The organism is Acinetobacter sp. I-MWF (genome assembly GCF_025433935.1).
GTDB classification, from domain to species: domain Bacteria; phylum Pseudomonadota; class Gammaproteobacteria; order Pseudomonadales; family Moraxellaceae; genus Acinetobacter; species Acinetobacter guillouiae.
This window is the reverse complement of record NZ_JAMBAR010000001.1, coordinates 4,424,498-4,450,973: the sequence shown is the minus strand read 5'-3', so window position 1 is coordinate 4,450,973 and position 26,476 is coordinate 4,424,498. Positions and strand designations below refer to the sequence as shown.

Sequence of the window (26,476 nt, the reverse complement as noted above, 5' to 3'; positions counted from 1 at the left end):
ATGAATATTTGTGTATTTGGCACAACACTCCAAGCTGGCGTACTCGCTGGCTTGTTTGCTGAATATGGGCACCACGTGTATTGGTGTCCCCAAGTAGGCGCTGATCATCAATCCTCAGTACATTATCAAGATGAAGATTTAAATCAACTCATTCAAAAACAGATTAAGCATAAATCAATTCAATTGGTTGGGTTAAAACAGCTTCAATTGCAAAGTGAAGTGTTTTTATTTAGTTTTAATCCTTCTGAATTTGATCAAGCCAAACACTTGGCTGAAGAATTAAAGCGTTCTCCTATTATTCATCCAAGACTGATGATCAATGGTTCTACATTCGGTTTACAAGGTACTGAAGAACTAAAACAAATTTTAGTGGCTGATCATTGGGCATATTTGCCAGACACCATTCAAGAAGGTAATGCGATTCAAAGTTTTATCGATCTAAAGCAGGTGATTGTTGGTGTAGATCAACCTGCGACACAACAGATTATCAAAGAATTATTAAGACCTTTTTTTCAGTTAAAACATCAATATTTGTTTATGCCATTTTTAGATGCTGAATTTACCAAGCTGAGTATTTCAGGCATGTTGGCAACACGCATCAGTTATATGAATGATATGGCGCAAGTCGCTGAAAAATTAAATATTGATATTCATAATGTTAAACAGGGATTAGCATCTGATAGTCGAATTGGCGCATCATATTTATCTGCAGGTGTGGGTTTTGGTGGTGAAAATTTCTCGCATGATATTTTAACTTTAACCGGTACAGTGGCAGGTTCAGGGATCAAAAGCCAATTGCTGGATCAGGTTTGGAATATCAATGAACAACAAAAAGAAATTTTATTTAGAAAACTCTGGAATTACTATCAAGGGCAGTTAACAGGTAAAGTTGTGGCGATTTGGGGAGCTTCTTTTAAAGAAAATACCTCGAGTATTGAGAATTCACCAATTCATGCCATGCTTGCAGCACTTTGGGCACAAGGCGCAATTGTACAGTTGCATGATCCTCAGGCTTTAGAGCGGGTAGCCAATTTCTATGGCGAACGCGCTGATTTGATTTTATGTCATGATCAATATCAAGCCGTAGAAAATGCACATGCATTGTGTTTATTGACGGCTTGGAAGCAATATTGGAGTCCTGATTATTCACAACTTTTACAGAAAATGGCCCATCCTTTGATTCTCGATGGTCGTAATATGTTAGATCCAGATTTCGTCAAAGCACAAGGTTTTACTTATCAGGGTGTAGGGCGAGTATGACAAATTCTATATTAGACAATAACCAAAGAGAGCAGCATCTAGTAAGTTTGCAAAATCTTTCTGTAGAACAACAGCAATTGCGTTTAACCGATTTATTTGAACAAGATCCACAGCGCTTTGATAAATTCTCAGTACATTTTAATCAACTGAGTTTTGATTATAGTAAACATCGTATTGACCAAAATGCATGCGATGCCTTGTTTAAATTTGCAGATTTAAAACAATTAACACAATGGATCAAACGTTTATTTACCGAAGAATCGATCAATTATACGGAAGACCGAGCAGCAATGCATTGGGCACTGCGTTTACCGAAACAAGATCAAGATTACCCTGAACTGGCTGAATTGGTACATCAACAATTAGATCGCATGTATCAGCTTGTTGACAAAGTTCATGCGGGACAATGCCGTGGTTCGACAGGTGAAGTGATTCAAGATGTGGTCAATATTGGTGTGGGTGGTTCTGATTTAGGACCATTGATGGTAAGTCATGCTTTATCAGATTATAAAGTCAGTACTGCTAAACCATTAAAAGTACATTTTGTTTCAACTATGGATGGTAGTCAGCTTTCTGATTTACTACACCAATTACGCCCTGAAACCACCTTATTTATTATTTCGTCCAAGTCTTTTGGAACCATTGATACTTTATCCAATGCTCAAACAGTTCGTCAGTGGTTAGAAAAAGATTTGGGTACGCAAAACAGTGTGATCCAACATCATTTTATTGGGGTTTCAACCAAACCTGAGAAAATGACAGAATGGGGAATTGCACCAGAAAACCAGTTCTTACTTTGGGATTGGGTCGGTGGTCGTTACTCGTTGTGGTCATGTATTGGCTTACCGATTGCATTGCAGATTGGTGTTGATGGCTTTAAACAATTGCTCGCAGGCGCTTATGCGATTGATCAGCATTTCCAAAAAGCTTCATTTGCACAAAATATTCCCGTATTGATGGGGTTACTGGGAGTATGGAATAATAATTTTTTAAATATTCAGACCCATGCAGTATTGCCTTATGATGGTCGTCTAAAATATTTTGCTTCTTATTTACAGCAACTTGAGATGGAATCGAATGGAAAGTCGATTCAAAGAAATAATCAAAAAGTTGATTTAAACACCTGCCCAATCGTCTGGGGCGAAGTGGGGCCAAATGCGCAACATGCTTTTTATCAGCTCTTGCATCAAGGAACCCATGCAGTCAGTTGTGATTTTATTGCGCCAGTACAGCGTTATAATTCGAATCAATTTACCTATGCAGAAAGTGCAGAATCCTTAATTGAACAACATCATTTGGCTTTATCCAATTGCTTGGCGCAGTCGCGATTATTGGCTTTTGGTAACACAGCATTAAATGCCAATGAATTATCAGACTTACCTGTATATAAACAGTATGAAGGCAATCAACCAAGCTCAACGCTATTGTTGCAAGAACTAAGCCCTTATAGTTTAGGGATGCTGATTGCATTGTATGAACATAAAGTGTTTGTACAATCGGTTATTTGGAATATTAATCCATTTGATCAATGGGGCGTTGAAAAAGGCAAAGAAATTGCCAATCAATTACTCCCGATCCTCAATGGTAAAGAAAAAGACGTGTCTCAACTGGATGCTTCAACACAAGGTTTAATTAAGATCTTGCTGGGTAAAGAGTAGATATACTGGAAAAATTTATGGCAAATATTTTAGTAACAGGTGGTGCAGGTTATATCGGATCGCATACCTGTGTGGAGTTACTTGAGGCTGGGCATGAGGTTATTGTTCTAGATAATCTATCAAATAGCTCAGAAGAATCATTAAAACGTGTCCAAGAATTGACTGGAAAAACACTAAAATTTGTTCAAGGTGACATTCGTTATCAAAGTGATTTAGATCAAGTTTTTTCAAACAATAAAATCGATGCTGTGATTCATTTTGCTGGTTTAAAAGCAGTGGGGGAAAGCCAACAAATTCCACTGACTTACTTTGATCATAATATTGCAGGATCAGTTCAGTTGGCACAAGCGATGCAAAGAGCGGGTGTTTTTAATTTAGTTTTTAGTTCATCTGCAACAGTTTACGGAGAAAGCAATTCTTCCCCTTATCAGGAGGATATGCAACTAGGTCTACCGAATAATAATTATGGTCATACCAAGCTAATCGTTGAGCAATTATTGGAAAAACTATCAATTGCGGATAAGCACTGGTCGATTGCACTATTGCGTTATTTTAATCCTGTTGGTGCGCATAAGAGCGGTCGTATTGGCGAAGATCCATTAGGTATTCCAAATAATCTTATGCCTTATTTGACTCAAGTCGCTGTAGGTCGTAGAGAAAAGCTTTCTATTTTTGGAAATGATTACCCAACTCAAGATGGAACATGTGAAAGAGATTTTATTCATGTTGTCGATTTAGCAAAAGCACATGTTTTAGCTGTTGAAAATAGAATAAAAAGCCAAGGGTGTCGTGCTTGGAATATTGGGACTGGTCAGCCTATTTCAGTACTACAAATTAAGAGTACTTTTGAAAAAATAAATAATATCAGTATAAATTCAGAATTTGTAAGCCGACGAGCTGGTGATTTGCCGAGTTTTTATGCTAATGCATTGCGAGCTAATATAGAATTAGGTTGGACGCCAAAATATACTTTGGAAGATATGTTGGCAGACAGTTGGAATTGGCAAAAACAAAATCCAACAGGCTATCAAGCATAAATTTAACAGTAAAAAATAGGCGCATTAAGCGCCTATTTTTTATCGCCATTTAAAACTAACCCTGAATCAACTGAGTTAACTCATCCACATAGTCTTGTATTGGTTTTGGATTTTTATCCGCACGGCTTTCAATATTTAAGCGTAATAATGGCTCGGTATTTGATGCGCGGACATTTAAACGCCATGCACCAAAATCAAGGCTAACACCGTCTGTTTGATCAATTGCAGGGTTTAAATCGGCAAAATGATCGAAGATTTTTTGAATGGTTTTTTGCGTATCTTCAACTTTAAAGTTGATTTCACCACTACACGGGAAACGTTCAATCATCCCTTCGACCAAGCAGGATAACGATTGTTGGGTTTCTGATACCACTAAAATCGCCAATAACCAAGGGATCATCCCGCTGTCACAGTAAGCAAAATCACGGAAATAGTGATGTGCACTCATTTCCCCGCCATAAGCTGCATTGTGTTCACGCATCACATCTTTAATAAAAGCATGTCCAGATTTAGATTGAACAGCAATCCCTTGATATTGCTCAATGATATCCAGTGTATTCCAGACTAGGCGAGGATCATGTACGATTTTTTCACCCGCTTGTTTTAATAAGAAGGCTTGGGCTAATAATCCAACAATATAATAGCCTTCAATAAATTGCCCTTTTTCGTCGAATAAGAAACAACGGTCAAAGTCACCATCCCACGCAATTCCCATATCCGCATGATGTATTAAAACTGCATTGCGGGTGCTATCTCGATTTTCCACCAAGATTGGATTAGGAATACCATTTGGGAAAGTACCATCTGGATGATTATGGATTTTAATAAATTCTACTGGGATATTGAGCGCTTTGAATTTTTCTTCGATTGCATCAACAACATGACCCGCTGCACCATTGCCTGCATTCATCACCAGTTTAAGTGGGCGGATTTTGCTTGGATCAATATAGGTGAGTAGGTGTTCAATAAATTCAGGGAGGATATTATATTTTTGAGTTGTACCCTTTTTCTCAACTTCAATGAACTGTTCAGATTCAGCCAACGATTGGATATCTTTTAGTCCCGTATCTGCACTGATTGGTCGAGCATTTTCACGAACCAATTTCATACCATTGTAATCCATCGGATTATGGCTTGCTGTGATTTCAATACCGCCCTGAACATCGAGATGAAAAGCGCCGAAGTAAACTTCTTCTGTTCCAGTCATGCCAAGATCAAGAACATCTACGCCAGCATCATTTAAACCACGAATCGTTGCTTGTTTTAAGTCTTCGCTGGTTAAACGGACATCACAACCAATGACAACAGTTTTGGGTTGATAGATTTGACCATAAGCACGGCCTACTTTATAAGCGATTTCTTCATTTAGCTCTGTGCCAAGTTTGCCTCGAATATCATAGGCTTTGAAACAAGTCAGTTTATTCATGTTCATCTTTATATTGTTTAAGGTTGGCTGGTAGTGAAACATCATTTTAACCTTAAAGTGTATAAGAAATTATATTGGAAGATGTAAATTTAGTTTGAAGAATAAAATTGAATACGTTTCGATTACACCAAGCTTATTTTTAATAATGTATTGGATCATCCATGATAATTTGCACATTGTGGATTTACAGCTTTTGAGATGATCTATGTATAATTTTATAATTCATGTGATAATAGTCACATTTTTTCACTGTTAGTATTTGAATTTAAAATATTTTATTAAAGAAATTTAACTTTAAAAAGTAAAAATAAGCATTTGATTAGGTTTTATAATGTGTAGAATAGAAATGAGGTAGGGAAATAATTCAAAATAATTCAATACCGATAATTAAAAGCTTTTCTAGGTGCCATTCGCGAATGTTAATAGCAAAAAAGCCCACTATATTGTTAAAAAGTTTGAGTGCTGTGAGTTTATTGGTTCTATTGCAGAACAATGGTTATACACAAGAAACAAGCTACTTAAAAAATATCAAAGAAGGTGTGACAGGGTTTATAAAACCCAAGGATGATCAGTCATTTAGAACCGTCCAACTCAAGGATTTGACCGATTTTAAATATCAACCCGATGCCCATATAGGCAATCAGAATCAACTCCCTGTTGTAAAGCCATATACTGGACAAAAGGCTTCGCTCAATAATTTATATTTAGAACAAGCGCAAAAACAAACAACCAATACGTATTCAAACCAGGCAAAAATCTTAAGTCTTGAAGATGCGATTCAAATTGCAGTAAAAAGAAACCCCAATATTGCTCAAACGATTTCGACATTGGCAGGACAAAATGCCAATATTGATGTGGCAAAAGCGCAATATTACCCACAGTTAAAAGCGGGTATGAATACAGGTGATTTTACATCCAATGATAAAGGTCGCCAATTGTATTCAGTTGAAGCCAATCAACTGCTTTATGACTTTGGTAAAGTAAAATCCAGTGTCACCACGCAACAAAATAAATTGGCAGTTGAGCAAGCCAATGTATTAATCAGTATTGATGATATCTCGACCCAAACCGCACGAGATATTTTATCCTTACTACGCTATCGCAATATTATCAAAATAGCGCAAGATCAATTTAATGGGGTCAGTCGTTTACATGAGATTGCACGCTTAAGAGCAGATGCAGGAATTAGCAGCAATGCCGATCCAGTACAAGCACAAAGCTATGTTGAGTACGCACGTTCCTACTTAATTACTCAGCAAAATTTTTTAAAACAACAAGAACAAAAATTACGCACATTATTGGGTTTTGATGTGAGTCAAATGGATTTTAATATTCCTGATGAGTTTGTAAAACAATCAGGTCTTTATGATGATCCTGAAATGAATACCATTCCTACGATGATTGCAGCAAAAGCAGAGATTGATGTTGCACAGAGTCAGAAAAAACAAACCCAATTGAGTGCTTATCCAACGATTTCATTGGTGGGATCAGTCAGCAAAGCATTGAATGGTCAAAATCCAAATACCGGTTTAGAAAATGATACCGATGGTTCTGTTGGCGTGCAGATGTCCAGTAATTTTTATCAAGGTGGTGCACTAGGATCTCAAGTCAAAGCTGCAAATTTTGCTGAACAAGCTGCACGGGCAAAGTTGAATGCAACTTATCTAGATATTATGGATCAAACACAAATTGCAAGAGAAAGTATTGAAAACACGGATAAGCAAATTTGGGTTCTATTGGATCGGGAGCGCTCAACAGCAAAAACCCGTGAGCTGTATGAAGAACAATATAAATTAGGCAAGCGTTCGATCTTAGATTTATTAAGTTCAGAACAGTCCTATCAAAGTTCAAGAATAGAAAGGGAAGCGGCACGCTTTGATATCTATGACACGATCGCGGTGTATATCAAGGTAACCGGTAAAAGTAGAAATGCTTATCATTTAAATAACATTCAAATTCAGGGGTTTGAAGTTCAACCATGAATACAAAAACATTAAATTATCAACCCTGGTTACAAGCGATCATTACGGTTGCGCAGCATTATCGAATGCAACCTGCTGAAGAACAAATTCGTCTGCAACTGGATTGGAATAAGTACACAAATATTGACGACATGTTGTCCATTATTACCCGTCAAGTGGGTTTAAATGTTCGCAAAGCAGACTTTAGCACGGATGTATTGAATCCATGGCGATTGCCCGTTGTTGTTGAATTTAACAATGGTCAAGTTGCGGTTATCGAGAAAGTCGACAATGAGGGCAATGCAAGCTTACAGTTAAGTGGTGATCAAGGTCTTTCACAAACTTTTAATTTGCATGAACTTCAAGCCAATGCCAGTCGCGTTTATATTTTTCGACCAGAAACATCGATTCCGGATGCACGTGTTGATGAATATATCAAACCTTATGAAAAAAGCTGGTTCTGGGACATCGTTTTAAAAGATTGGAAACGTTATACCGACATCATGGTTGCTTCAATGATTGCCAATATTCTGGCATTGGCGACCATTATTTTCTCTATGCAAGTCTATGACCGAGTTGTGCCATCTCAGTCTATTCCAACCTTGTGGGTGCTCGCAGGAGGGGTGTTGATTGCAGCTGTTTTTGAGTTTGTGTTGCGCATCGCACGGGTTTATTTGTCAGACATTATTGGTAAGCGTGCAGATCTCAAGATTTCAGACCGCGTCTTTGGTCATGCTTTGCGTATCCGAAATAAAGATCGCGCCCGTTCAACAGGTTCGTTTATTTCACAGATTCGTGAACTTGAAGGCGTTCGTGAATTGGTGACCTCAACAACGATCAGTGCAATTGCAGACTTACCGTTTTTCTTCCTGTTTTTAGCGATCTTCTGGATTATTGGGGGCAACATCTTTTGGGTGATGTTACTGGTTGTACCATTGATGATTATTCCTGGCTTCTTGGTGCAGAAAAAATTAGCGCACTTGGCCACTGAAGGGATGCGAGAGTCTGCGATTCGCAACGCGATTTTGGTCGAAGCGGTTCAAGGTATTGAGGATATTAAGTTATTACGTGCTGAAGCCAGATTTCAAAATCAATGGAATCACATGAATGAAGTGTCTGCAGATGTCAGTATGCGGCAACGTAAAATTGTGGGTTGGTTAAATGCTTGGACACAAAAAATTCAAGGACTGACTTATGCAATTGTGGTTTTAGTGGGTTGTTTTGCGGTGATGAAAGGCGATATGACCACAGGAGCTTTAGTGGCGTGTTCAATTTTATCTTCACGTATGCTTGCACCGATTTCACAAGTTACAGGTGTACTCGGTCGTTGGCAGCAAGCCAAAGTGGCTAAAAATGGTTTAGATGAGCTGATGCAAAAGCCAGTAGACCGTCCTGATCGGGCACAATTGATTCAACGTAAAGTCCTCTCCGGTGATTATGATTTTAAAGGTGTGGTATTTAAATATACTGAAGATGATCCACGCCCAACTTTAGTCATTCCGCAGTTAAAAATCCATGCAGGTGAAAAAGTTGCAATTCTTGGGCGTAATGGAGCAGGGAAATCTAGCTTATTACAATTACTTTCAGGAATGCAATTGCCCGTACAAGGCAAGATCAGTTTGGATGGTGTCGATCAATCTTTGCTTGATCCCGATGATATTCGCCGTGATATGGCATTGCTGAATCAAAATGCGCATCTGTTTTTTGGGACCATCCGTGAAAATTTAACTTTGGGTGCACCATTGGCAAGTAATGATGAAATTATCCGTGCATTGCAAATCACCAATGCTTTAGAAATCGTGGAACAAAAAAAGGAAGGTCTAGATCATCTTATTCTTGAAGGGGGTGTGGGATTCTCTGGAGGGCAGAAACAAGCACTGTTACTCACACGATTATTGCTCCGAAATCCAAATATTGTGTTGTTGGATGAACCGACTGCTTCGATTGATGATGTTTCTGAAAAAGTATTGATACAGCATTTAAAAGAATGGCTAGGTCATCGGACCTTAGTGGTGGCGACGCATCGTCCTGCTGTTTTGCAACTTGTTGATCGTATTATCGTTGTACATGAAGGGAAGATTATCAAAGATGGGCCGCGTGATGCCATTCTAAATCCTGCACAGCAAGCAAATGCAGGAGGGAGTTCAACATGAGCCCAGAAAAAAATGACCAAAATATCACAGTGCAAGAGGCTGAACCTGCTCAAGTTGATCATGCATCCAATGTTTTACAGCGTCCAACCAACCCCTCTGCGTTAAAGTTCTCAGAACCACCGTTACCCAAATCTACATTTATTATTTGGATTGTTGCCATCGGTCTGCTGGCTTTCTTGATTTGGGCCTGCTTATTCAAATTGGAAGAAGTTTCTACAGGAACAGGTAAAGTTGTTCCGTCATCCAAAGAACAGACGATTCAATCTTTAGATGGTGGTGTGTTGACCAGCTTAGATGTTAAAGAGGGCGATATTATCCAGAAAGGGCAGACGCTTGCGCAAATAGACCCTACTCGATTCGAGTCACAAGTCGGTGAAAGCCAAATGAAATTACTTGCGACACTGGCTACGGCAGCACGTTTAGAGGCTGAGGTGAATGGTACCTCAATCAAGTTTCCAAAAGAGGTTTTGGCTGTTCCTGCTTTGGTAAGAGAAGAAAGTGCATTATATACTTCGCGTCGCGCAAATTTGGATGAATCAATTACTGGTTTAAAACATGCATTGTCTTTGGTCCAAAATGAATTACAAATGACACAACCTTTGGTGGCGAAAGGTGCTGCTTCTGAGGTTGAAGTGTTGCGTTTAAAACGAGATATCAATAATTTTGAAAATCAAATTAATGACAAGCGTAATGACTACTATGTAAAGTCACGTGAAGAATTGGCAAAAGCCAATGCCGATATCCAATCATTACAGCAAGTTGTTGCTGGTCGTAATGATTCGGTGAAACGCTCTACTTTTAAAGCGCCTGTACGTGGTGTGGTAAAAGAAATTGCGGTGACAACCATTGGTGGGGTTATTCCACAAAATGGTAAATTGATGACCATTGTACCGATTGATGAGCAGTTATTGATTGAAGCGCGTATTTCGCCACGAGATATTGCGTTTATTCATCCGGGTCAACCTGCATTGGTAAAAATCACGGCATATGATTATTCAATTTATGGTGGCTTGGAAGGGAAAGTAACGGTGATTTCTCCTGATACCATCCGCGATGAAGTTAAACAAGACCAGTTCTACTATCGAGTCTATATTCGGACCGATAAAGATAAGCTGACCAATAAGGCAGGGAAATCTTTCTCAATAACGCCAGGTATGGTGGCAACGGTAGATATTCGTACCGGTCAAAAAACAATTATTGAATATTTGTTGAAACCGTTTAATAAAGCCAAAGAAGCGTTAAGAGAGCGATAATTGCATCATATGATGATTATTTTAAAAACCAATCTTCGGATTGGTTTTTTTGTGCTTTTGCAGTTTTGTGATCAACACACTGATTGAGTGAATACAGCATAAAGTGTGTAAGTATATTTTGATGATTTATAAACCAATAATGCAAAAAAAGCCCCAATCTTTCGATCAGGGCTTTTTAAATTTGGAGCGGGAAAGGAGACTCGAACTCCCGACCCCAACCTTGGCAAGGTTATGCTCTACCAACTGAGCTATTCCCGCGGAGTCTGTCCAATTTTTTAAATAAAAAACTGAATAAAAAAATTTTGGAGCGGGAAAGGAGACTCGAACTCCCGACCCCAACCTTGGCAAGGTTATGCTCTACCAACTGAGCTATTCCCGCGGAGTCTGTCCAATTTTTTAAATAAAAAACTGAATAAAAAAATTTGAGCGGGAAAGGAGACTCGAACTCCCGACCCCAACCTTGGCAAGGTTATGCTCTACCAACTGAGCTATTCCCGCATGCGGTGTATAATACATCAACAGATGGTAGGGTCAAGATTTTTCTGCAAAGGAAAACACTAATTGCATAAAATAAAGACATTTTTATGAAAAAAATTCAAAATTCAATTTAAAAAAATCAAATCGAACAGCAAAAGCTTTGCTGAACACACAGCGATGCTCAAAGAATCCGCTATACTATGTCATTCACCCATTGATCGATCTCTAAGGAATCAGTATGAGTTTAGAACAACAATTAATTGAAAGTTTAAATCAACTTGAGCCATCACATTTAGAAGTGATCAATGAGTCTGCTGGTCATGGCGGGTATTTTCCTGGAAAAGAGTCGCATTTTAAAGTGATCATTGTCAGTGAACAATTTGCAGGGTTACGGTTGGTACAACGCCACCAAAAAGTGTACGCAGAAGCCAAGGCCTTACTCAGCCCTGGAAAAATTCATGCCTTAGCCATCCATGCTTATCTTCCTAGTGAGTGGCAAGGTCAAGCCCCAGCAAGTCCAGACTGCGCTCATGCACCTAAAGTATAAAGTGCAGAGTAATTAAAATGGATACACATTTACTGATCAAAATCATTCATATGACCAGTGTTGGGTTATTAATCCTGGTCTTTGTTTTACGCGCTTCAACATTATTTATTGGAACACACAACCAGCAGCCGAATCCTAAAGGGCGGGTGGCTTTTGTTGCCTTGCAACATCTTTCCCTCACGGTGGTTATATTTACAGGGCTAACTTTATTGATTATGAATGAGTTTAAAGTGCAGCCTTGGTTCTATGCGAAAATTATTTTGTTTATGGTTTTCCTTTCCTCACAAATAAAAGCCTATAAAAAGGATGATACCGTTCTTTTAACACAACGCAGAGCAGGTTTAGTGATTGGTGGAATTGCTTTGTTTGCAACTTTAGTTTTGGTCGTGCTTAAACCAGTTTTTAGTTGATTGTTAGACATGAATTTCACACTTGTATAGCGTCTAGGTTAAACTAGATACAAGTTTAAAAATAATGATAGCTTAGGGAACTTGTATGCTAACTCGTGTGGTATTTAACCAAAAAGGCGGTGTAGGAAAATCAAGTATTACGGTGAATCTTGCTGCGATTAGTGCGTATCAAGGTTTTAAAACATTGGTGATTGATTTAGATCCTCAAGCAAATTCTAGCCAATATCTTTTGGGTGATGACGCCACCTATTCTGCTGAAAAAACGGCATTAGAGCCGAATATTGAAAACTTTTTTAATGATGTACTTGGGAATCATCAACAAAAAGGATTGATTGGCAATGCTATAGGTAGCCTTTTAAAAACAAAAAATAAAGGTTTTGAGCAATATATTCATCGTTCACCTTTTAAAGATTTGGATGTATTACCCGCCAGCCCGAGCTTAGGCGAGTTAGAGCATGCGTTAGAATCAAAGCATAAAATTTATAAGTTACGTGATGCGATTCAGACCTTAACCAGTCAATATGAGCGTATTTATATTGATACACCGCCAGCATTTAACTTTTTTACCTTATCGGCACTGATCTCAGCGGATCGTGTTCTGATTCCGTTTGATTGTGATGTATTTTCAAAACGTGCATTACAGACGCTTATTCAAAATGTCATTGAAACTCAAGATGATCATAATGATCGACTTGAAATCGAAGGCATTGTGGTCAATCAATATCAAGCTCAGGCAAAATTACCACGCGAAGTGGTCCAACAGCTTAAAGATGAAGGTTTACCAGTTTTAGAAAATATGTTGCCACCTTCTGTATTAATGAAAGAATCGCATCATAAAAATCTGCCATTAATTCATTTGGCTACAGATCATAAATTGACTCAAGCCTATCAATCATTGTTCAATGAGATTGATAAAAAATAATTTCGAGATCGTGATGAAATCATTGAAAATGACTTCTGTTAAATTATCAGTCGTTGCCTTAACGGCGCTTGTCGTATCTGCTTGTACGACGACGGTTAAACCCACTTATGTGTCGCCTACGCAGTATCAGGCGATGAACTGTTTGCAATTGACGACAGAATTTAATCGTATTCAGCAATACATTAATAATGGTGTACAACCTGCGAAACGTACAGGCGTGGGTGTTGGATTAGGTGTTGGTGGTGGTTGGGGCAGCGGTGGCTGGGGTTGGGGGATTGGTCCAAGTATTTCTGTAAACTTAGGACAATCTTCAAATACCAAAAATACTGAGCTTTCCCGACTGTATGGTGAGCAAGATGCCTTGTCTCAGGCGGCTCAATTTAAAAATTGTCCTTATGTTCCTAAACGTCAGGAAGTCAAAAAATAACGGGTTTTACCCATAAAAAAGCCGATTTTAGAAATCGGCTTTTTTATCATTTTTAAACATGCTGTTTATTAACTGTTTGGCATTTTATTTTTATTAAAAAATTTATGACGTATATAACCAATCACACCAGGTAACACGCTGAGAATAATGATACCGAAAACCAAATGGGTGAAATTATCTTTCACAATTGGCATATTCCCGAATAAATAACCCAAGGTAATAAACGAGCCAACCCAGCAAATTGCACCGACTGCATTATAGGTTAAGAAATATTTATAATTCATGCTTCCTGCACCTGCAACAAAGGGTGCAAAAGTACGGGCAAAAGGGATAAAACGGGCAAAGATAATAGTTTTTCCACCATGCTTTTCAAAAAACTGTGAGGTTTTTAACAAGTGTTGTTTGTTGATAAACTTAGAATCAATTTCAAAAACACGAGGTCCGACATATTTCCCGATATGATAATTGAGGGTATCGCCGAGCACTGCCGCAATAAATAGCAGAATGATTAAAACCACAGGATCCATTGCGCCCGTCGAAGCAGCTAAAGCGCCGGCAGCAAAAAGTAAGCTATCCCCAGGCAGGAATGGCATCACCACGAGACCTGTTTCAACAAAAATAATCAGGAATAAAATTCCATATACCCAGATACCATAATTTCTAATAAATTCAAACAGGTGTTCGTCTACGTGCAAAATAAAGTCAATCAGATCCATAAGGCAGAAACTATGCGAATTGGTGCACAAATCCTAGCAGTGTGAGTTATGAAAGTCAGTATTAAAAAGTAATTTTTTAAAACTTATTATTGTTCTTAATTTGCAACGATGAGTTTAGTTTTTAAGTATTTAACTTGAAATGTTTAGTGATTAATATGTATACATCTTCAGAACGAAATACAAATTAGGTCACACCATGTTTAATCCAAATGTTGTTGTTAAAAATATTGTGAATCAACCCACCGCCAATGCGAGCATAGCATTGATTGCACGTATTCTTATGGCATATATCTTTCTTGTTGCAGGTTGGGGCAAAATCACGGCTTACAGCGCAACTGTCGGTTATATGGAATCAATGGGTGTACCAGGTGCCATGTTACCTTTAACCATTCTGGTTGAGTTCGGTGGTGGTCTGGCATTGCTATTTGGTTTTCAGGCACGCTTTGCAGCATTTGGTTTGGGCGTATTTAGTTTGATTACTGCATTCCTATTTCATGGTGGTGAAGCAGATGCAATTAACTTTATGAAAAACTTCGCAATGGCAGGTGGTTTGTTTTTCTTGATGTTGCATGGTGCTGGGAAATTGAGTCTTGATCATCTAATAGAAAAATAATTTAAACATTAATGAAAGCTTTGAAAAGCCAGATCTGTATCTGGCTTTTTTGTGTGTTCATTTAGCCTTATTCAAATGGATCAATTGGTTTATGCTATCTAAAAATATTCAATTCAGTTTTAACAATGAAAAAAGAAATTCTAGACAGAATAAAAGCACTGGGCGGTAATATTGATCAAGTCAAAGGTGTGTCATGGGTTGATGATCTGTGCGCTATTACCTTTAATACCGTTTTATATGAACGGCCTCAGGATACACCTTGGGCGGCAGCCGATGATCAAGAACCGATTTATGGCTTGGGTGATTATATTGATCAACATCAAGCCGAGCTAGATCTAAATCCAGATGCATTTTTTAATCAGTTGATTCAAGAGTATTACCAGTTAACAGAAGAAGGGCGTGGGCAAACCTTTTGGCAAGCTGTGCGCTTTACTCCATATCAAGCAGGTACAGCTGATTTTGATGAATGGAACCGTGATTTTTTAGAGGATGATATTGATCTTAAAGCAGTGATTCAACTGACCCAAAATCCAAAACCTGATTTTCTACAGTTGTTTTATCGTTATAGCTTCCCTGATCGATACTAGGGTCTGTAGACATTTCATAAATGGCTTGCGTTGTAGGTTAAAATTGAGCAGGCAAGGCATGAAACGAAGAGAATAGCGAGACTATTTTCGAGTTTCATAACGAAGGCTGAGATAATTTTAGCCACAACCCTTCGGGACTAGCGTGTTTTTTGCCGCTACGTTGTTACGAACTACTCATTTAGAATAACTAAATTTCGTATTTCGCGCCTAGTATCGCCTAAAAAACACACTTAGTCGCAAACATAGACGAATTGTCAACAGACCCTATATCTGCTTGTCTGATCCAGACCCTGAAAATCCAACATTATTTGGCACAGATCATGAGGTGTTTTTTACAGAGGTGATCCATGAAGGCTCCTTAGAAGATTTTTTAAATCGTTGTATGACCCCCAATGAACTGATGAGCATCATTAAAGCCAAAATGAACCTATAAGCTGATTATTTAAAATGATTTTTTACAAAGCTAAGGAACTTGATTGAATGGAGTGCGTACGGCTTATAAAAATGATAGAATATGGCGCTTATATTCGTTTGCCTGCATAGTTGTTGACTCATGACTACCAATACTCAAATTACTGAAGATCGTATCCTTATCTTGGATTTCGGTTCTCAATATAGCCAGCTTATTGCACGCCGTGTACGTGAAGCTGGTGTATATTCTGAAATGTATGCTTTTGATATGTCTGAAGAAGACATTCGCGCGTTTAATCCGAACGGTATCATCTTATCTGGTGGTCCTGAAAGTGTGCATGAGGAAGGTAGTCCACGTGCGCCAGAAGTTGTATTCAACTTGGGTGTACCTGTATTGGGGATCTGCTATGGTCTGCAAACCATGTCAGAACAACTTGGCGGTAAAGTAGAGCCAGGTACTGTACATGAATTTGGTTATGCAGCAGTTGACGTTTTAGTACGTGATCAATTGCTTAGTGATTTAAATGATGGTGATGACAAACTCAATGTTTGGATGAGCCACGGTGACAAAGTTTCTGCGATTCCAGCAGGTTTTAAAGTGACTGCAAGCACACCAAGCTGCCCATTTGCTGCCGTGAGTGATGAAACGCGCCGTTTCTACGGGGTGCAATTCCACCCAGAAGTGACACATACTGCCAAAGGCGCAGAGTTACTGTCTAACTTCGTTCACAGCATTTGTGGTTGCCGTAATCTTTGGAATTCTGAAAACATTATTGATTTACGTGTTGAACAATTACGTGAACAAATTGGTGATCAAAAAGTTCTTTTAGGTCTTTCAGGTGGTGTTGACTCATCTGTAGTTGCAGCATTGTTGCATAAAGCAATTGGTGACCAACTGACTTGTGTATTTGTAGACAATGGCTTACTTCGTTTAAACGAAGGTGAGCAAGTGATGGACATGTTTGCGAAAAACATGGGGATCCGTGTGATTCGTGCTGATGCAGAAGAACGTTTCTTATCTGCACTTGCAGGCGAAGTTGATCCTGAGAAAAAACGTAAAATCATTGGCCGTGAATTTATCGAAGTTTTTGCTGAAGAAGCGCGTAAGCTTGATGGCGTAAACTTCCTTGCCCAAGGTACGATTTACCCTGACGTGATTGAGTCTGCGGCAACTAAAAATGGTAAAGCGCATGTTATTAAATCACACCATAACGTGGGTGGTTTACCTGAAGATTTAGCATTTGAATTGGTTGAGCCAATTCGTGACCTATTTAAAGATGAAGTGCGTCGTTTAGGTACAACTTTAGGTTTACCACATGAAATGCTTTATCGTCATCCATTCCCTGGTCCAGGTTTGGGCGTGCGTATCTTGGGTGAAGTGAAAAAAGAATATGCTGATATTCTTCGTCTTGCTGATGACATCTTTATGCAAGAGCTTCGTGCAAGTGGTTGGTATGATAAAACTGCACAAGCATTTGCAGTATTCCAACCAGTAAAATCGGTGGGTGTCGTGGGTGATGGCCGTCGTTATGCATGGGTCATTGCACTTCGTGCCGTGGAAACGGTTGACTTTATGACAGCTCGTTTTGCCCATCTTCCATATGAGTTGGTGGATAAAATCTCAACACGTATCATGAATGAAATTAAAGATGTTTCTCGTGTGGTGTATGACGTTTCTTCTAAACCACCAGCAACAATTGAATGGGAGTAATTCAGGGATTTCAAGAAGCGAAGCTTCTTGCCTGAATTACGCCAAGGGCTATGCCCGCGGCAGCAGAAGAAGCGATAGCTTTTAGCCAAATTTACGCCAAGAGCTATGCCCGCGGCAGCAGGGTTTTAAGAAGCGAAGCTTCTTGCCTGAATTACGCCAAGAGCTGTGCTCGCGGCAGCAGTAGTTTAGAAAAAATTAATGACTAAATTAAAGGACGCATGAGCGTCCTTTTTTTCATGCATAGTCTAAAAATAGAATAAGTAGAAATGGTTAAGAATTTTTATCTTAATAGTAGGAAAAAGATTATCAGAAGCAACTGCATCTAAATATGCTTTAGTGATTAAAAATAGAATGAGTGAGTGGCTTTCAAGTTATCAGTTAGCAAAAAATAGTGTTGAATTTGACGCTTTAAAAAATCGATAAAAAAGCCAGTCAACTGACTGGCTTTTTTTGCTCCAAAAGAGCGATTGCTAATTGGATTTAAACTTAGAAACGGTATCCTGCACGAACGCCGTAAGTGTTGTAGTCATCACCAAAACCTACACGACCTTCTAAGCTAACGTTTTGATTAAAGAATTTCTTCGCAGAAATACCCCATTCATCACGATCAGTTAAATCATTGTTGTAGTAGTCAGCACCTACACTTAAGGTCTTATCTAAATACAAGTCACCACGTACTTTGTACTCATCCAAGTCGCCGAATGCACCAAAAGCTTCAAAGTTAGCGTCATATTGCCCTACTTTGGTTACATATTTAGCACGTACAGTTGGGTCTGCGCCGTCATCACCATTTTTAACATCATAACCTGTCACACCAAGTGCAAGTAATAAACCAGGAGCTGGTAAATAACCCACTTCAGCGCCATAAGTCGTTACTTTATTGTCGATGTTAGTGTTATCAACTTCAAGTTCATCACGACCTACACGACCACTTACATAGAAGTCTGAGTTAGGTACATAGTATTCAAGACCCGCACCATATTGGCTGTCTTTTACACCATCATTTTTGGCATAATTTACATTGGCTTTTACATTACTTGCGCGATCTAAGAACGCAGCCTCATTAAGCGGTGAATTACGAGTTTGTACTGGTTTGAAATAATAAGTACCATCTACACCAAAGCTATGAGTTGCATCAAAATTATCTGGATCATTATATGTATATGAACCACCAACTTCGGCTTGGTAAGCATGTGCAGTGCCAGTTAAAGCGGCTACGGAAAAGATTGCAGATGCGATTGCTAATTTTTTCATGGAATTCGCCCCTATGAAGAATTGATTGATTTATACATGTTTAGTTACAATTTTCAGTCTAGGGCAAATATAAAAATCGTCAACCACGCTATAGTAACTGGAATGTAATATTAGTGAGTTTATGTAACAATATTAAATTAAGTTATTGAAAATAAATATATAAAACTTATGTTTTGTTTTATTAAAATTGTGTAGATAGTGTGGATATTAGTACGCTTTGAGTAAGGCACGGACATAATTTGTAATAAAAAAGGCATTTCAGAAATGAAATGCCTCAAAGTTTTTTGGCTTTCTAAGTGCTTAAAAACGGAAAGTTCCATTCACATTAAAAAGATTCATGCCACTGCTAAAACCTGCTTCGGCACCAATAGCAACATTTTCATTCACAAAGTATTTGCTACGGAACCAGAGGAAATTATTATTGCTTTCATCGTCATCTTTTAAACTATATGCACTGCCGATACTGAAAGCACGGGTCAAATAGTAATCTGCAGCGAAGATAACATTGTTTTCATCGCCAAACACGCCATTCGCTTCAAGATTTAAATAATGTCCATTTTGACCAATTGGCATTACATATTTAATTTTAGCGGCAAAATCCGTTTCATCATCAAGATATTTATCACCACTGAAACCATCGACACCTGCTGCAATGAGCAAATTGCTGATCGGCATATAGCCCACCAATGCGCGATAAGTGGTGACGTTATAATCATTTTTATAACGAACTGAACCATAATTTGAATCTATGTTGCTTTTTATTTTGACTATGCCAAGCCCAATCTCACCATTGAGATAGAATTGTTCATGAAAATATTCTAAGCCACCTGTAAAGTAATGAAGATCTTTTTCATCTTTTGCTCGAGCAAGCTCATAAAATGTGCTGGTAGATAGAGGATCATAGGTTAAGTAGTCCTGACTTTCGATAGTACGATAAGCGTAACCACCATAGACATTGCTATTACGGCCTAAAAATGCTGCCTCATTCAATGGGTTGTTTTTGATTTGTACAGGATCAAAGTAGTATTTGCCTTTAATATCGGCTTGATAGTCTTGATCAATGTAATTGTTATCATGATCAAAAGATCTAAACCCAGCATCAAATTGCACATTGTAGGCAAAACTAGAACAGCTGATTGCGGTTAAAGCGAAAAATAAAAGAGATTGTTTCATAAGTATCCTAAATTTTTTTGTGGTGTTGTAAGGTCAGAGCTTTGTTACAAAACAACAACATTGTTCACAAAAACTACACTGTAGTCAATTGTGTTGTCTAAAAAATGCCATATCTCAACTTTTTCCACTCTGTGGTAGAATGCGTTCGAATTAAAAAGACGTCAAATGTGAGATTAAAACTCGTGGAAATTAATCCTTATCTAGTTCAGCTAAAAGACTTAAATGACCGTGGTCTAACACTACGGGGGTATCTTTGACTACGATCTAAAGAAAGAGCGTTTAGAAGAGGTTCTCCGCGAGTTAGAAGATCCAGCGATCTGGAATGATCAAAGCCGTGCACAGGCGATGGCAAAAGAAAAAGGCGAGCTTGAAAACGTGATCAACGTTTTAGAAGGCTTGGCGACACAGCTTGATGATGCACAAGCCATGCTTGATCTTGCTGTTGAAGCAGATGATGAAAGCTTATTGGCAGATGTTCAGTCGGAATTGACTGCAGCGGAAGAAGAGTTAGCAAAACTTGAATTCCGTCGTATGTTTAGTAATCCAATGGACCCAAATCCATGTTATGTGGAAATTCAAGCTGGTTCAGGCGGTACAGAAGCACAAGATTGGGCTTCAATGCTGTTACGTATGTATATGCGTTGGATCGAACGTCATGGCTTTAAAGCAGAATTGATGGAAGAATCAGATGGTGATGTTGCAGGGATTAAATCTGCAACAATCCGTGTTGAAGGCGAGTATGCTTATGGTTGGTTACGTACTGAATCGGGTGTACACCGTTTAGTGCGTAAGTCACCATTTGACTCAGGTAATCGCCGTCATACCTCATTCTCGGCAGTATTTGTATCACCTGAAGTGGACGATAATATTGAAATTGATATTAATCCTGCTGACGTGCGTACAGATACATATCGTGCATCTGGTGCAGGCGGTCAGCATATTAACAAAACCGATTCAGCAGTACGTTTGACTCACGCACCAACTGGGATTGTGGTGGCATGCCAGAACCAGCGTTCACAACATGCAAACCGTGATCATGCTTGGAAACAATTACGTGCAAAATTGTATGAACTGGAAATGAGTAAGCGTAATGAAGCTGCTCAAGCACTTGAAGATTCAAAATCGGATATCGGCTGGGGCAGTCAGATTCGTTCATATGTACTGGATGACTCTCGTATTAAAGATTTGCGTACTGGTGTTGAGAACTCGAACACGGGTGCAGTATTGGATGGCGATCTAGATAAATTTATTGAAGCCAGCTTGAAACAAGGTCTTTAATTTAAATTTTTAACAAAAGCAAAGCTTTATCCGTATTTTTGCAATATATCTAAAAAAATCGATATTAAAATCGAAAAAATGCGATATATTGGATGCAAAGATGCTGAATGGAGCTTTGCTCTGAATTGAATGTGTCTAAGATGGATATTGATTTAATTTCTAAAGCATTAGCGAATCCGACTCGCCGACAGATTTTGGAATGGCTCAAAAAGCCACAACAATATTTGTCGGAAGAGCAGTGCGGTGGCTTTGGTCGTGGTGTTTGTGCAGGGAATATCGAGAAGCTCGGTAATGTCTCTCAATCTACGATGTCAAATCATTTGTCTGTTTTGCAACAGTCAGGATTAATTCAGGCCGAGAAGTATGGTCAATGGTCATATTTCTCGCGTAATGAAGCTTTAATTCAGCAATATATTGATTATCTACAAAACTCGCTTTAACGCCTGATTTCAATCAGAAAGCGAGTGATGAGGCAAATATGGCTGAACTTAACTCTCCCCTTGTACTTGGCGATTTACATTTAAAAAATCGTGTCGTGATGGCGCCTTTAACCCGTAGCCGTGCTACCGCTGATCGGGTACCCACGGCGATCATGGCTGAGCACTATGCACAGCGTGCCAGTGCGGGTTTAATCATTACTGAAGCAACAGTGATTTCTGAACAGGCCAATGGTTATTTAAATACACCAGGGCTATTTACTGATGCACAAGTTGAAGGTTGGAAGTCTGTAACCCAAGCGGTTCATGATCAAGGTGGCTTGATTGTGGCGCAGTTATGGCATGTGGGACGTGTCTCACATCCAGATTTACTCGATGGTGAAACACCTGTATCTGCAAGTGCAATACAACAAGCAGGACAAGTCAGCTTATTACGTCCAAAACGTGACTATGTTGTGCCACGCCCTTTGGAAATTTCTGAAATTCACACCATCACTGAACAGTTTAAACAGGCTGCAATTAAAGCCAAGGCGGCTGGTTTTGATGGTGTTGAATTACATGCTGCCAATGGCTATCTGATTGATCAGTTCTTACAAAGCTCAACCAATCATCGTGAAGACGAATATGGTGGTTCTGTTGAAAACCGTGCACGTCTTTTACTTGAAGTCATGGATGCTTTAATTGAAGTATGGGGCGCAGGCCGTGTGGGCATACATTTAGCGCCTCGTGGCGATGAGCATGATATGGGGGATGCTGATCCACGTGAAACCTTTGGTTATGTCTTGGAACAATTAGGTAAACGTAAAATTGCGTTCTTCTTTACACGTGAATATTTAGCCGATGACAGTATCAGTGAATATATGAAACAACGTTCAAATGGTGTGCCTTATATTGCCAATATGCGTTTAAGCCGTGAAGATGCCATCAAACTCTTGGCATCAGGTCAAGCAGATGCGGTGTCTTTTGGTAAGGCTTATATTGCTAATCCTGATTTGTATGAACGTCTGATTCAAGACGCACCTTTAAATGAATTGGTGTTTGAAAATATGATTGGTTCACAAACTGCGGAAGGCTATATTGATTATCCTGCTTTGGGATAAAACAAAGACTGTATTTTCTCTGGATGTGAATGGAATACTCATTCACATCCACAACTCAGATAAATTTAACCATTTTTCTTTTTGTATCGTTGAATCTTACAAGGCATATCTATTGTACGATGGCATGGATATCGCCATTGATTAAGGCGTATAACACTACCTCTTAACCAATAAGCGTTTTTCATCCTTGTGAAGCCAAGCTTTGCCAGTACTGTTGTTGCTGGTTGATGGATCAGATTTGCTCTAGCATGAAGTCGACTACCATACTGACAACAAATCGTTAAATATTATTCATTAACAACTGAATATGGCTCTGTTATATTTGCCCATTCATCTATATTGAGACATTCTGTTTGGCTACTCCTTTTTGGTATAACACAGCACTTAAAATCGTTAAGCCTTTGTATCAATGGCGTATCAAAAAACGTGCGAAAGATAGCGCAGAATATCAACAAGAATGTCTTGAGCGGTTTGGTCCCTTTCAAGATGTAAAGAATCAGCATGCCATTTGGTTTCATTGTGTTTCAGTCGGAGAAACCAATGCGGCTCAGCCTTTAATCGAACATTATTTAAAAGCAGGTCATACTGTTTTAGTCACCAATACGACAAAAACAGGGCAAGCGCGAGCCAAATCATTATTCTTAAAAATACCTTATCAAGCATTATTTCAAGCAGTATATTTGCCTGCTGATCAGTGCTATTTAGTTGCTGATTTTTATCAGAAATACCAACCCAAATTATTGATTTTGGTTGAAACTGAACTATGGCCAAATCTTATTGACCAAGCTAAACAGTTTAAAGTGCCTTGTATTTTAGTGAATGCACGGCTTTCGGAAAAATCTGCCAAAGGCTATGCCAAAGTTCCAAGTCTGACCCGTCCAATGCTACAGAAATTAGATCAGTTATTGGCGCAAGATATTGCAACGCAGCAACGCTTTATTGATCTGGGTATGCCACAAGATAAAACACAAGTACTTGGAAGTATTAAATTTGATATTTCTGCACCTGAACAATTTATCCATAAAGCACAACAGTTGCAGCAGGACTGGAACTTAGCAAATCGAAAAATCATTACTATCGCCAGTACACATGCACCTGAAGAAGAAAAATTATTTCTCGCATTTAAAACCTATTTAGAACAATATCCAGATTGGTTGTTGATCGTTGTCCCGCGCCATCCTGAACGTTTTGATGAGGTTTTTGCTGCTGCACAAAGTTTAAATTTAACAACACAGCGCCGTAGTTTAGAGCAAGCAATCGAGTCGAATACCCAAGTCTATTTGGCAGACAGTATGGGTGAAATGTGGCTGTGGTATGCATTGAGTCAAGCATGTTTTGTTGGCGGGTCGTTAAATGAACCTGGTGGTGGGCATAATATTTTAGAAGCTATGGTTTTAGATGTACCCACTGTGATTGGACCGCATTATTTTAATTTTCAAGCCATTGTGGATGAGTTCTTACAGGCAGATGCATTAAAAGTAGGGCAAACTGTTGATGAGGTGGTTCAGTTGTTGGTGCGCTGTTTGGAAGATCAAGCTTTTGCCCAGCAATTAAGCCAGCATGCGATTGATGTTTTAAAGCGTAATCAGGGTTCTTTAAACAAACATATTGCAGTGATTGATCAGTATTTATAATTTATACATAGCTGATGAATAAACACCATCAGCTAAAAATAAAACGAACCAGAATTTTTTATGAATATCGTCCTTCTTGATCCTCGTCAAACACAAGCTGAAACTTGGACAATCAGTTCAAAAAGGCAAGTTGAACATTTGCACACGCATCTTGCTGCCAAAGTTGGAGATACGCTTAAGGTTGGCGTTCGGGGTGCCAGTCGTTATTTAACTGAAATTGTTGATATTTCAGAACATACGATTTTACTTCGACCGATTCAAGAAGAGCCTGTTCCTGCAAAATTGCCTGTAACTTTAATTGTGGCATTACCACGTCCCAAAGTGTTACGCCGCTTAATTATGGATGCAGTGACACTGGGGGTCGAAAAATTAATTTTGATTCATAGTTATCGAGTCGATAAAAGTTATTGGCAAAGCCCTTTTTTACAGCAAATTGATCATTACATCACCTTGGGATTAGAGCAGGCGGGAGACACGATCGCACCCCAAATTGAACTTTACAAACGCTTTAAACCCTTTGTTGAAGATGTCTTACCTAGCTTCATTACGCCACAAAATCCTGCTTATGTGGCACATCCGTATACTGAACAGAAAATGCCATTTGCTATCGATCATTCATGTACTGTGATTATTGGACCCGAAGGGGGTTTTATACCTTATGAGGTGGATTTACTGATAAAAAACGGCTGCCAAGCAGTGAGCTTAGGCAACCGTATTTTGCGTACTGAAACCGCGATCCCTTATGTATTGGGGCGCTTATTTAGCACGAGCTGATTCGATGTCATCTGCTGATGGATCACCGCGGTAGACTTTGACTTCCTGAACAGGATAAGGAATCGAAATATTATTATCCGCAAAGGCTTCTAGCACACGTTCTTGAATTTCACTGATCGAAGCCGCTGTAACCACTTGCGTGGTATCTACCCACCAACGAACGGTTAAATTGACAGAGAAATCCGCCAAAGCAGAAACATTCACAGTAAAGCCCGGCTGGCTTAAAATACGTTGATCTTTATCAAGCAATTTAAGAATAATGTCTTTGGCTTTCTGTACATCGTCTTCATAACCAATCCCAACCACAAACTCACAACGACGGCGTTGGTAAGCAGTATTTACCGTCACGGCGCTGGTATACACAGTTGCGTTTGGAATCACGATACGTCGCCCATCAGGAGAACGTAAAAAAGTTGCACGAATTTGAATGTCTTCGACAGTACCTTCCATATTGTTGACAATGATGTCATCACCAATCTTGAACGGTTCACCCAAAAGAATCAAAATTCCAGAAAGTAGATTTTGGAAAATATCTTTAAATGCAAAACCAATTGCGACCGAACCAATCCCCAAAGCACTCATCAGTTGAGCAGGAGTAAAGCCGGGAATTGCGATAACCATGGCAATTAAAAACCCAAAAAAGATAATTGCGGTACTGCCGACACGATTCAGTACTAGAACTAAATTTTGGCGCGTATAGGTACGGTTTTCGAGTGTTCTACGGACAAAGAATTTAAAAAGCTTAGACAGCAACCAAAAAATAGTGATGACGATCAGCGCAATACATAAATATGGCATACGCTCCCAAAAACCATCGACAAATTTATCGATGGTTGAGTATGCGTCTTTATATTTTTCAGTATGTTGAATCACTGTTTGTGCAGTTTTTTCGCCTGCAGAATGGATCAATTGAGTCGTGTCTTGTGCAACGGTACTCAATGCATTTGCTTCTTCAGCCACAATCATGTCCAATAAAATAATTGGCATATTTTGCCTGAAATTTCAAAGAAGTTAAGCTTTGATTACAGTTTTTCTTATGACGGACAAATAAAAATAATATTTGTGAATCAATATTCAACTCATATTAATGCATCATCAAGGAATGGGGTCTGTAGGCATTTCATAAATGGCTTGCGTTGTAGGTTAAAATTGAGCAGGCAAGGCAGGAAACGAAGAGAATAGCGAGACTATTTTCGAGTTTCATAACGAAGGCTGAGATAATTTTAGCCACAACCCTTCGGGACTAGTATGTTTTTT

At 38.9% G+C, this 26,476-nt stretch carries 23 protein-coding genes and 3 tRNA genes; 18 read left to right on the top strand and 8 right to left on the bottom strand.

All coding sequences use genetic code 11. The annotated features are described in order from the left end of the window. Genes M2R48_RS20575 through galE form a run of 3 tightly spaced genes read left to right on the top strand, consistent with a single transcriptional unit; the run spans position 1 to position 3,955 of the window. Positions 1 to 1,260, top strand: a complete 1,260-nt coding sequence (locus tag M2R48_RS20575; RefSeq protein WP_262087341.1) for a nucleotide sugar dehydrogenase — start codon at positions 1 to 3, stop codon at positions 1,258 to 1,260. Next, positions 1,257 to 2,918, top strand: coding sequence for a glucose-6-phosphate isomerase (gene pgi, locus M2R48_RS20570; protein ID WP_262087340.1), 1,662 nt, complete (start codon positions 1,257 to 1,259; stop codon positions 2,916 to 2,918). The genes M2R48_RS20575 and pgi overlap by 4 nt, the downstream gene beginning before the upstream one ends. A gap of 17 nt (positions 2,919 to 2,935) precedes the next feature. Continuing rightward, positions 2,936 to 3,955, top strand: coding sequence for a UDP-glucose 4-epimerase GalE (galE, locus tag M2R48_RS20565; protein ID WP_262087338.1), 1,020 nt, complete (start codon positions 2,936 to 2,938; stop codon positions 3,953 to 3,955). A gap of 55 nt (positions 3,956 to 4,010) precedes the next feature. Here galE and M2R48_RS20560 read toward each other — a convergent pair whose 3' ends face one another. Further along, complete coding sequence (locus tag M2R48_RS20560; protein ID WP_262087336.1) at positions 4,011 to 5,381, bottom strand: phosphomannomutase CpsG; 1,371 nt, start codon at positions 5,379 to 5,381, stop codon at positions 4,011 to 4,013. Between the two features lie 416 nt (positions 5,382 to 5,797). Here M2R48_RS20560 and M2R48_RS20555 point away from each other — a divergent pair, with 416 nt between their 5' ends. Genes M2R48_RS20555 through M2R48_RS20545 form a run of 3 tightly spaced genes read left to right on the top strand, consistent with a single transcriptional unit; the run spans position 5,798 to position 10,748 of the window. Next, positions 5,798 to 7,363 (top strand): TolC family protein, encoded by a 1,566-nt coding sequence (locus M2R48_RS20555; protein ID WP_262087335.1) that lies wholly within the window; start codon positions 5,798 to 5,800, stop codon positions 7,361 to 7,363. After that, positions 7,360 to 9,495 carry a type I secretion system permease/ATPase gene (locus M2R48_RS20550; RefSeq protein ID WP_262087334.1) on the top strand — a complete coding sequence of 712 codons (2,136 nt, stop codon included), beginning with the start codon at positions 7,360 to 7,362 and terminating at the stop codon, positions 9,493 to 9,495. Before M2R48_RS20555 ends, M2R48_RS20550 begins: the two co-directional genes overlap by 4 nt. Then, positions 9,492 to 10,748, top strand: a complete 1,257-nt coding sequence (locus tag M2R48_RS20545; RefSeq protein WP_262087333.1) for an HlyD family type I secretion periplasmic adaptor subunit — start codon at positions 9,492 to 9,494, stop codon at positions 10,746 to 10,748. Before M2R48_RS20550 ends, M2R48_RS20545 begins: the two co-directional genes overlap by 4 nt. Before the next feature lie 182 nt (positions 10,749 to 10,930). On the opposite strand, the gene M2R48_RS20540 is transcribed toward M2R48_RS20545, so the two are convergent. The 3 genes from M2R48_RS20540 to M2R48_RS20530 form a co-directional block, all read right to left on the bottom strand. Beyond that, positions 10,931 to 11,006: transfer RNA gene (locus M2R48_RS20540), tRNA-Gly, on the bottom strand. A 45-nt stretch (positions 11,007 to 11,051) separates the two neighbouring features. After that, positions 11,052 to 11,127 (bottom strand) — tRNA-Gly (locus M2R48_RS20535). A 46-nt stretch (positions 11,128 to 11,173) separates the two neighbouring features. Next, positions 11,174 to 11,246 (bottom strand) — tRNA-Gly (locus M2R48_RS20530). Positions 11,247 to 11,463: 217 nt separating this feature from the next. Between M2R48_RS20530 and M2R48_RS20525 the strand changes: the two genes are divergently transcribed. From M2R48_RS20525 to M2R48_RS20510, 4 genes are all read left to right on the top strand, one after another. Continuing rightward, on the top strand, positions 11,464 to 11,772 hold the full coding sequence (locus M2R48_RS20525; protein WP_004723487.1) for a BolA family protein: 309 nt from the start codon (positions 11,464 to 11,466) through the stop codon (positions 11,770 to 11,772). A 17-nt stretch (positions 11,773 to 11,789) separates the two neighbouring features. Beyond that, the gene (locus M2R48_RS20520) at positions 11,790 to 12,182 is read left to right on the top strand and encodes a SirB2 family protein (protein ID WP_004823649.1); all 393 of its coding nucleotides are present in this window, start codon (positions 11,790 to 11,792) and stop codon (positions 12,180 to 12,182) included. Positions 12,183 to 12,267: 85 nt separating this feature from the next. Then, complete coding sequence (locus tag M2R48_RS20515; RefSeq protein ID WP_004723483.1) at positions 12,268 to 13,104, top strand: ParA family protein; 837 nt, start codon at positions 12,268 to 12,270, stop codon at positions 13,102 to 13,104. Between the two features lie 13 nt (positions 13,105 to 13,117). Further along, positions 13,118 to 13,531 carry a hypothetical protein gene (locus M2R48_RS20510; RefSeq protein ID WP_004823650.1) on the top strand — a complete coding sequence of 138 codons (414 nt, stop codon included), beginning with the start codon at positions 13,118 to 13,120 and terminating at the stop codon, positions 13,529 to 13,531. A gap of 68 nt (positions 13,532 to 13,599) precedes the next feature. Here M2R48_RS20510 and M2R48_RS20505 read toward each other — a convergent pair whose 3' ends face one another. After that, positions 13,600 to 14,247: a DedA family protein gene (locus M2R48_RS20505; protein ID WP_262087332.1), complete on the bottom strand. Its 648-nt coding sequence runs from the start codon at positions 14,245 to 14,247 to the stop codon at positions 13,600 to 13,602. Between the two features lie 196 nt (positions 14,248 to 14,443). On the opposite strand from M2R48_RS20505, the gene M2R48_RS20500 reads away from it, so the two are divergent. The 3 genes from M2R48_RS20500 to guaA all read left to right on the top strand — a co-directional run bounded on the left by M2R48_RS20500 (position 14,444) and on the right by guaA (position 17,569). Then, a complete protein-coding gene (locus M2R48_RS20500) occupies positions 14,444 to 14,860 on the top strand; it encodes a DoxX family protein (protein WP_004723480.1) in 417 nt (138 codons plus the stop codon). 125 nt (positions 14,861 to 14,985) lie between these two features. Continuing rightward, a complete protein-coding gene (locus M2R48_RS20495) occupies positions 14,986 to 15,447 on the top strand; it encodes a hypothetical protein (protein ID WP_262087331.1) in 462 nt (153 codons plus the stop codon). Between the two features lie 553 nt (positions 15,448 to 16,000). Beyond that, positions 16,001 to 17,569, top strand: coding sequence for a glutamine-hydrolyzing GMP synthase (guaA, locus tag M2R48_RS20490; RefSeq protein ID WP_262087330.1), 1,569 nt, complete (start codon positions 16,001 to 16,003; stop codon positions 17,567 to 17,569). A 486-nt stretch (positions 17,570 to 18,055) separates the two neighbouring features. Here the strand turns inward: guaA and M2R48_RS20485 are convergent, their stop codons facing one another. Further along, positions 18,056 to 18,823, bottom strand: coding sequence for a putative porin (locus M2R48_RS20485; RefSeq protein ID WP_004723476.1), 768 nt, complete (start codon positions 18,821 to 18,823; stop codon positions 18,056 to 18,058). 300 nt (positions 18,824 to 19,123) lie between these two features. Next, positions 19,124 to 20,002, bottom strand: a complete 879-nt coding sequence (locus M2R48_RS20480) for a putative porin (protein WP_410004185.1) — start codon at positions 20,000 to 20,002, stop codon at positions 19,124 to 19,126. Positions 20,003 to 20,178: 176 nt separating this feature from the next. Between M2R48_RS20480 and prfB the strand changes: the two genes are divergently transcribed. The 5 genes from prfB to M2R48_RS20455 all read left to right on the top strand — a co-directional run bounded on the left by prfB (position 20,179) and on the right by M2R48_RS20455 (position 25,219). Beyond that, a protein-coding gene (gene prfB, locus M2R48_RS20475; protein ID WP_096735380.1) for a peptide chain release factor 2 occupies positions 20,179 to 21,274 on the top strand; the annotation gives its coding sequence in 2 pieces (ribosomal slippage) (positions 20,179 to 20,250 and positions 20,252 to 21,274; 1,095 coding nt in all). Positions 21,275 to 21,414: 140 nt separating this feature from the next. Continuing rightward, positions 21,415 to 21,714, top strand: coding sequence for an ArsR/SmtB family transcription factor (locus M2R48_RS20470; protein ID WP_034614967.1), 300 nt, complete (start codon positions 21,415 to 21,417; stop codon positions 21,712 to 21,714). 38 nt (positions 21,715 to 21,752) lie between these two features. Then, entirely contained in the window at positions 21,753 to 22,811 is a 1,059-nt protein-coding gene (locus tag M2R48_RS20465) for an alkene reductase (protein WP_096735379.1), read from the top strand. A 353-nt stretch (positions 22,812 to 23,164) separates the two neighbouring features. Continuing rightward, a complete protein-coding gene (locus M2R48_RS20460) occupies positions 23,165 to 24,445 on the top strand; it encodes a 3-deoxy-D-manno-octulosonic acid transferase (protein ID WP_262087328.1) in 1,281 nt (426 codons plus the stop codon). Positions 24,446 to 24,505: 60 nt separating this feature from the next. After that, positions 24,506 to 25,219 (top strand): 16S rRNA (uracil(1498)-N(3))-methyltransferase, encoded by a 714-nt coding sequence (locus tag M2R48_RS20455; protein WP_056518309.1) that lies wholly within the window; start codon positions 24,506 to 24,508, stop codon positions 25,217 to 25,219. Here the strand turns inward: M2R48_RS20455 and M2R48_RS20450 are convergent. Continuing rightward, the gene (locus M2R48_RS20450) at positions 25,202 to 26,185 is read right to left on the bottom strand and encodes a mechanosensitive ion channel family protein (protein ID WP_373868811.1); all 984 of its coding nucleotides are present in this window, start codon (positions 26,183 to 26,185) and stop codon (positions 25,202 to 25,204) included. The genes M2R48_RS20455 and M2R48_RS20450 overlap by 18 nt on opposite strands. Positions 26,186 to 26,476: the final 291 nt, after the last annotated feature.

Bases quoted from the DNA above. Each gene is read 5' to 3' on its own strand.
- M2R48_RS20575 (WP_262087341.1), top strand. From the start codon at position 1: ATGAATATTTGTGTATTTGGCACAACACTCCAAGCTGGCGTACTCGCT.
- pgi (WP_262087340.1), top strand. From the start codon at position 1,257: ATGACAAATTCTATATTAGACAATAACCAAAGAGAGCAGCATCTAGTA.
- galE (WP_262087338.1), top strand. From the start codon at position 2,936: ATGGCAAATATTTTAGTAACAGGTGGTGCAGGTTATATCGGATCGCAT.
- M2R48_RS20560 (WP_262087336.1), bottom strand. From the start codon at position 5,381: ATGAATAAACTGACTTGTTTCAAAGCCTATGATATTCGAGGCAAACTT.
- M2R48_RS20555 (WP_262087335.1), top strand. From the start codon at position 5,798: ATGTTAATAGCAAAAAAGCCCACTATATTGTTAAAAAGTTTGAGTGCT.
- M2R48_RS20550 (WP_262087334.1), top strand. From the start codon at position 7,360: ATGAATACAAAAACATTAAATTATCAACCCTGGTTACAAGCGATCATT.
- M2R48_RS20545 (WP_262087333.1), top strand. From the start codon at position 9,492: ATGAGCCCAGAAAAAAATGACCAAAATATCACAGTGCAAGAGGCTGAA.
- M2R48_RS20525 (WP_004723487.1), top strand. From the start codon at position 11,464: ATGAGTTTAGAACAACAATTAATTGAAAGTTTAAATCAACTTGAGCCA.
- M2R48_RS20520 (WP_004823649.1), top strand. From the start codon at position 11,790: ATGGATACACATTTACTGATCAAAATCATTCATATGACCAGTGTTGGG.
- M2R48_RS20515 (WP_004723483.1), top strand. From the start codon at position 12,268: ATGCTAACTCGTGTGGTATTTAACCAAAAAGGCGGTGTAGGAAAATCA.
- M2R48_RS20510 (WP_004823650.1), top strand. From the start codon at position 13,118: ATGAAATCATTGAAAATGACTTCTGTTAAATTATCAGTCGTTGCCTTA.
- M2R48_RS20505 (WP_262087332.1), bottom strand. From the start codon at position 14,247: ATGGATCTGATTGACTTTATTTTGCACGTAGACGAACACCTGTTTGAA.
- M2R48_RS20500 (WP_004723480.1), top strand. From the start codon at position 14,444: ATGTTTAATCCAAATGTTGTTGTTAAAAATATTGTGAATCAACCCACC.
- M2R48_RS20495 (WP_262087331.1), top strand. From the start codon at position 14,986: ATGAAAAAAGAAATTCTAGACAGAATAAAAGCACTGGGCGGTAATATT.
- guaA (WP_262087330.1), top strand. From the start codon at position 16,001: ATGACTACCAATACTCAAATTACTGAAGATCGTATCCTTATCTTGGAT.
- M2R48_RS20485 (WP_004723476.1), bottom strand. From the start codon at position 18,823: ATGAAAAAATTAGCAATCGCATCTGCAATCTTTTCCGTAGCCGCTTTA.
- M2R48_RS20470 (WP_034614967.1), top strand. From the start codon at position 21,415: ATGGATATTGATTTAATTTCTAAAGCATTAGCGAATCCGACTCGCCGA.
- M2R48_RS20465 (WP_096735379.1), top strand. From the start codon at position 21,753: ATGGCTGAACTTAACTCTCCCCTTGTACTTGGCGATTTACATTTAAAA.
- M2R48_RS20455 (WP_056518309.1), top strand. From the start codon at position 24,506: ATGAATATCGTCCTTCTTGATCCTCGTCAAACACAAGCTGAAACTTGG.
- M2R48_RS20450 (WP_373868811.1), bottom strand. From the start codon at position 26,185: ATGATTGTGGCTGAAGAAGCAAATGCATTGAGTACCGTTGCACAAGAC.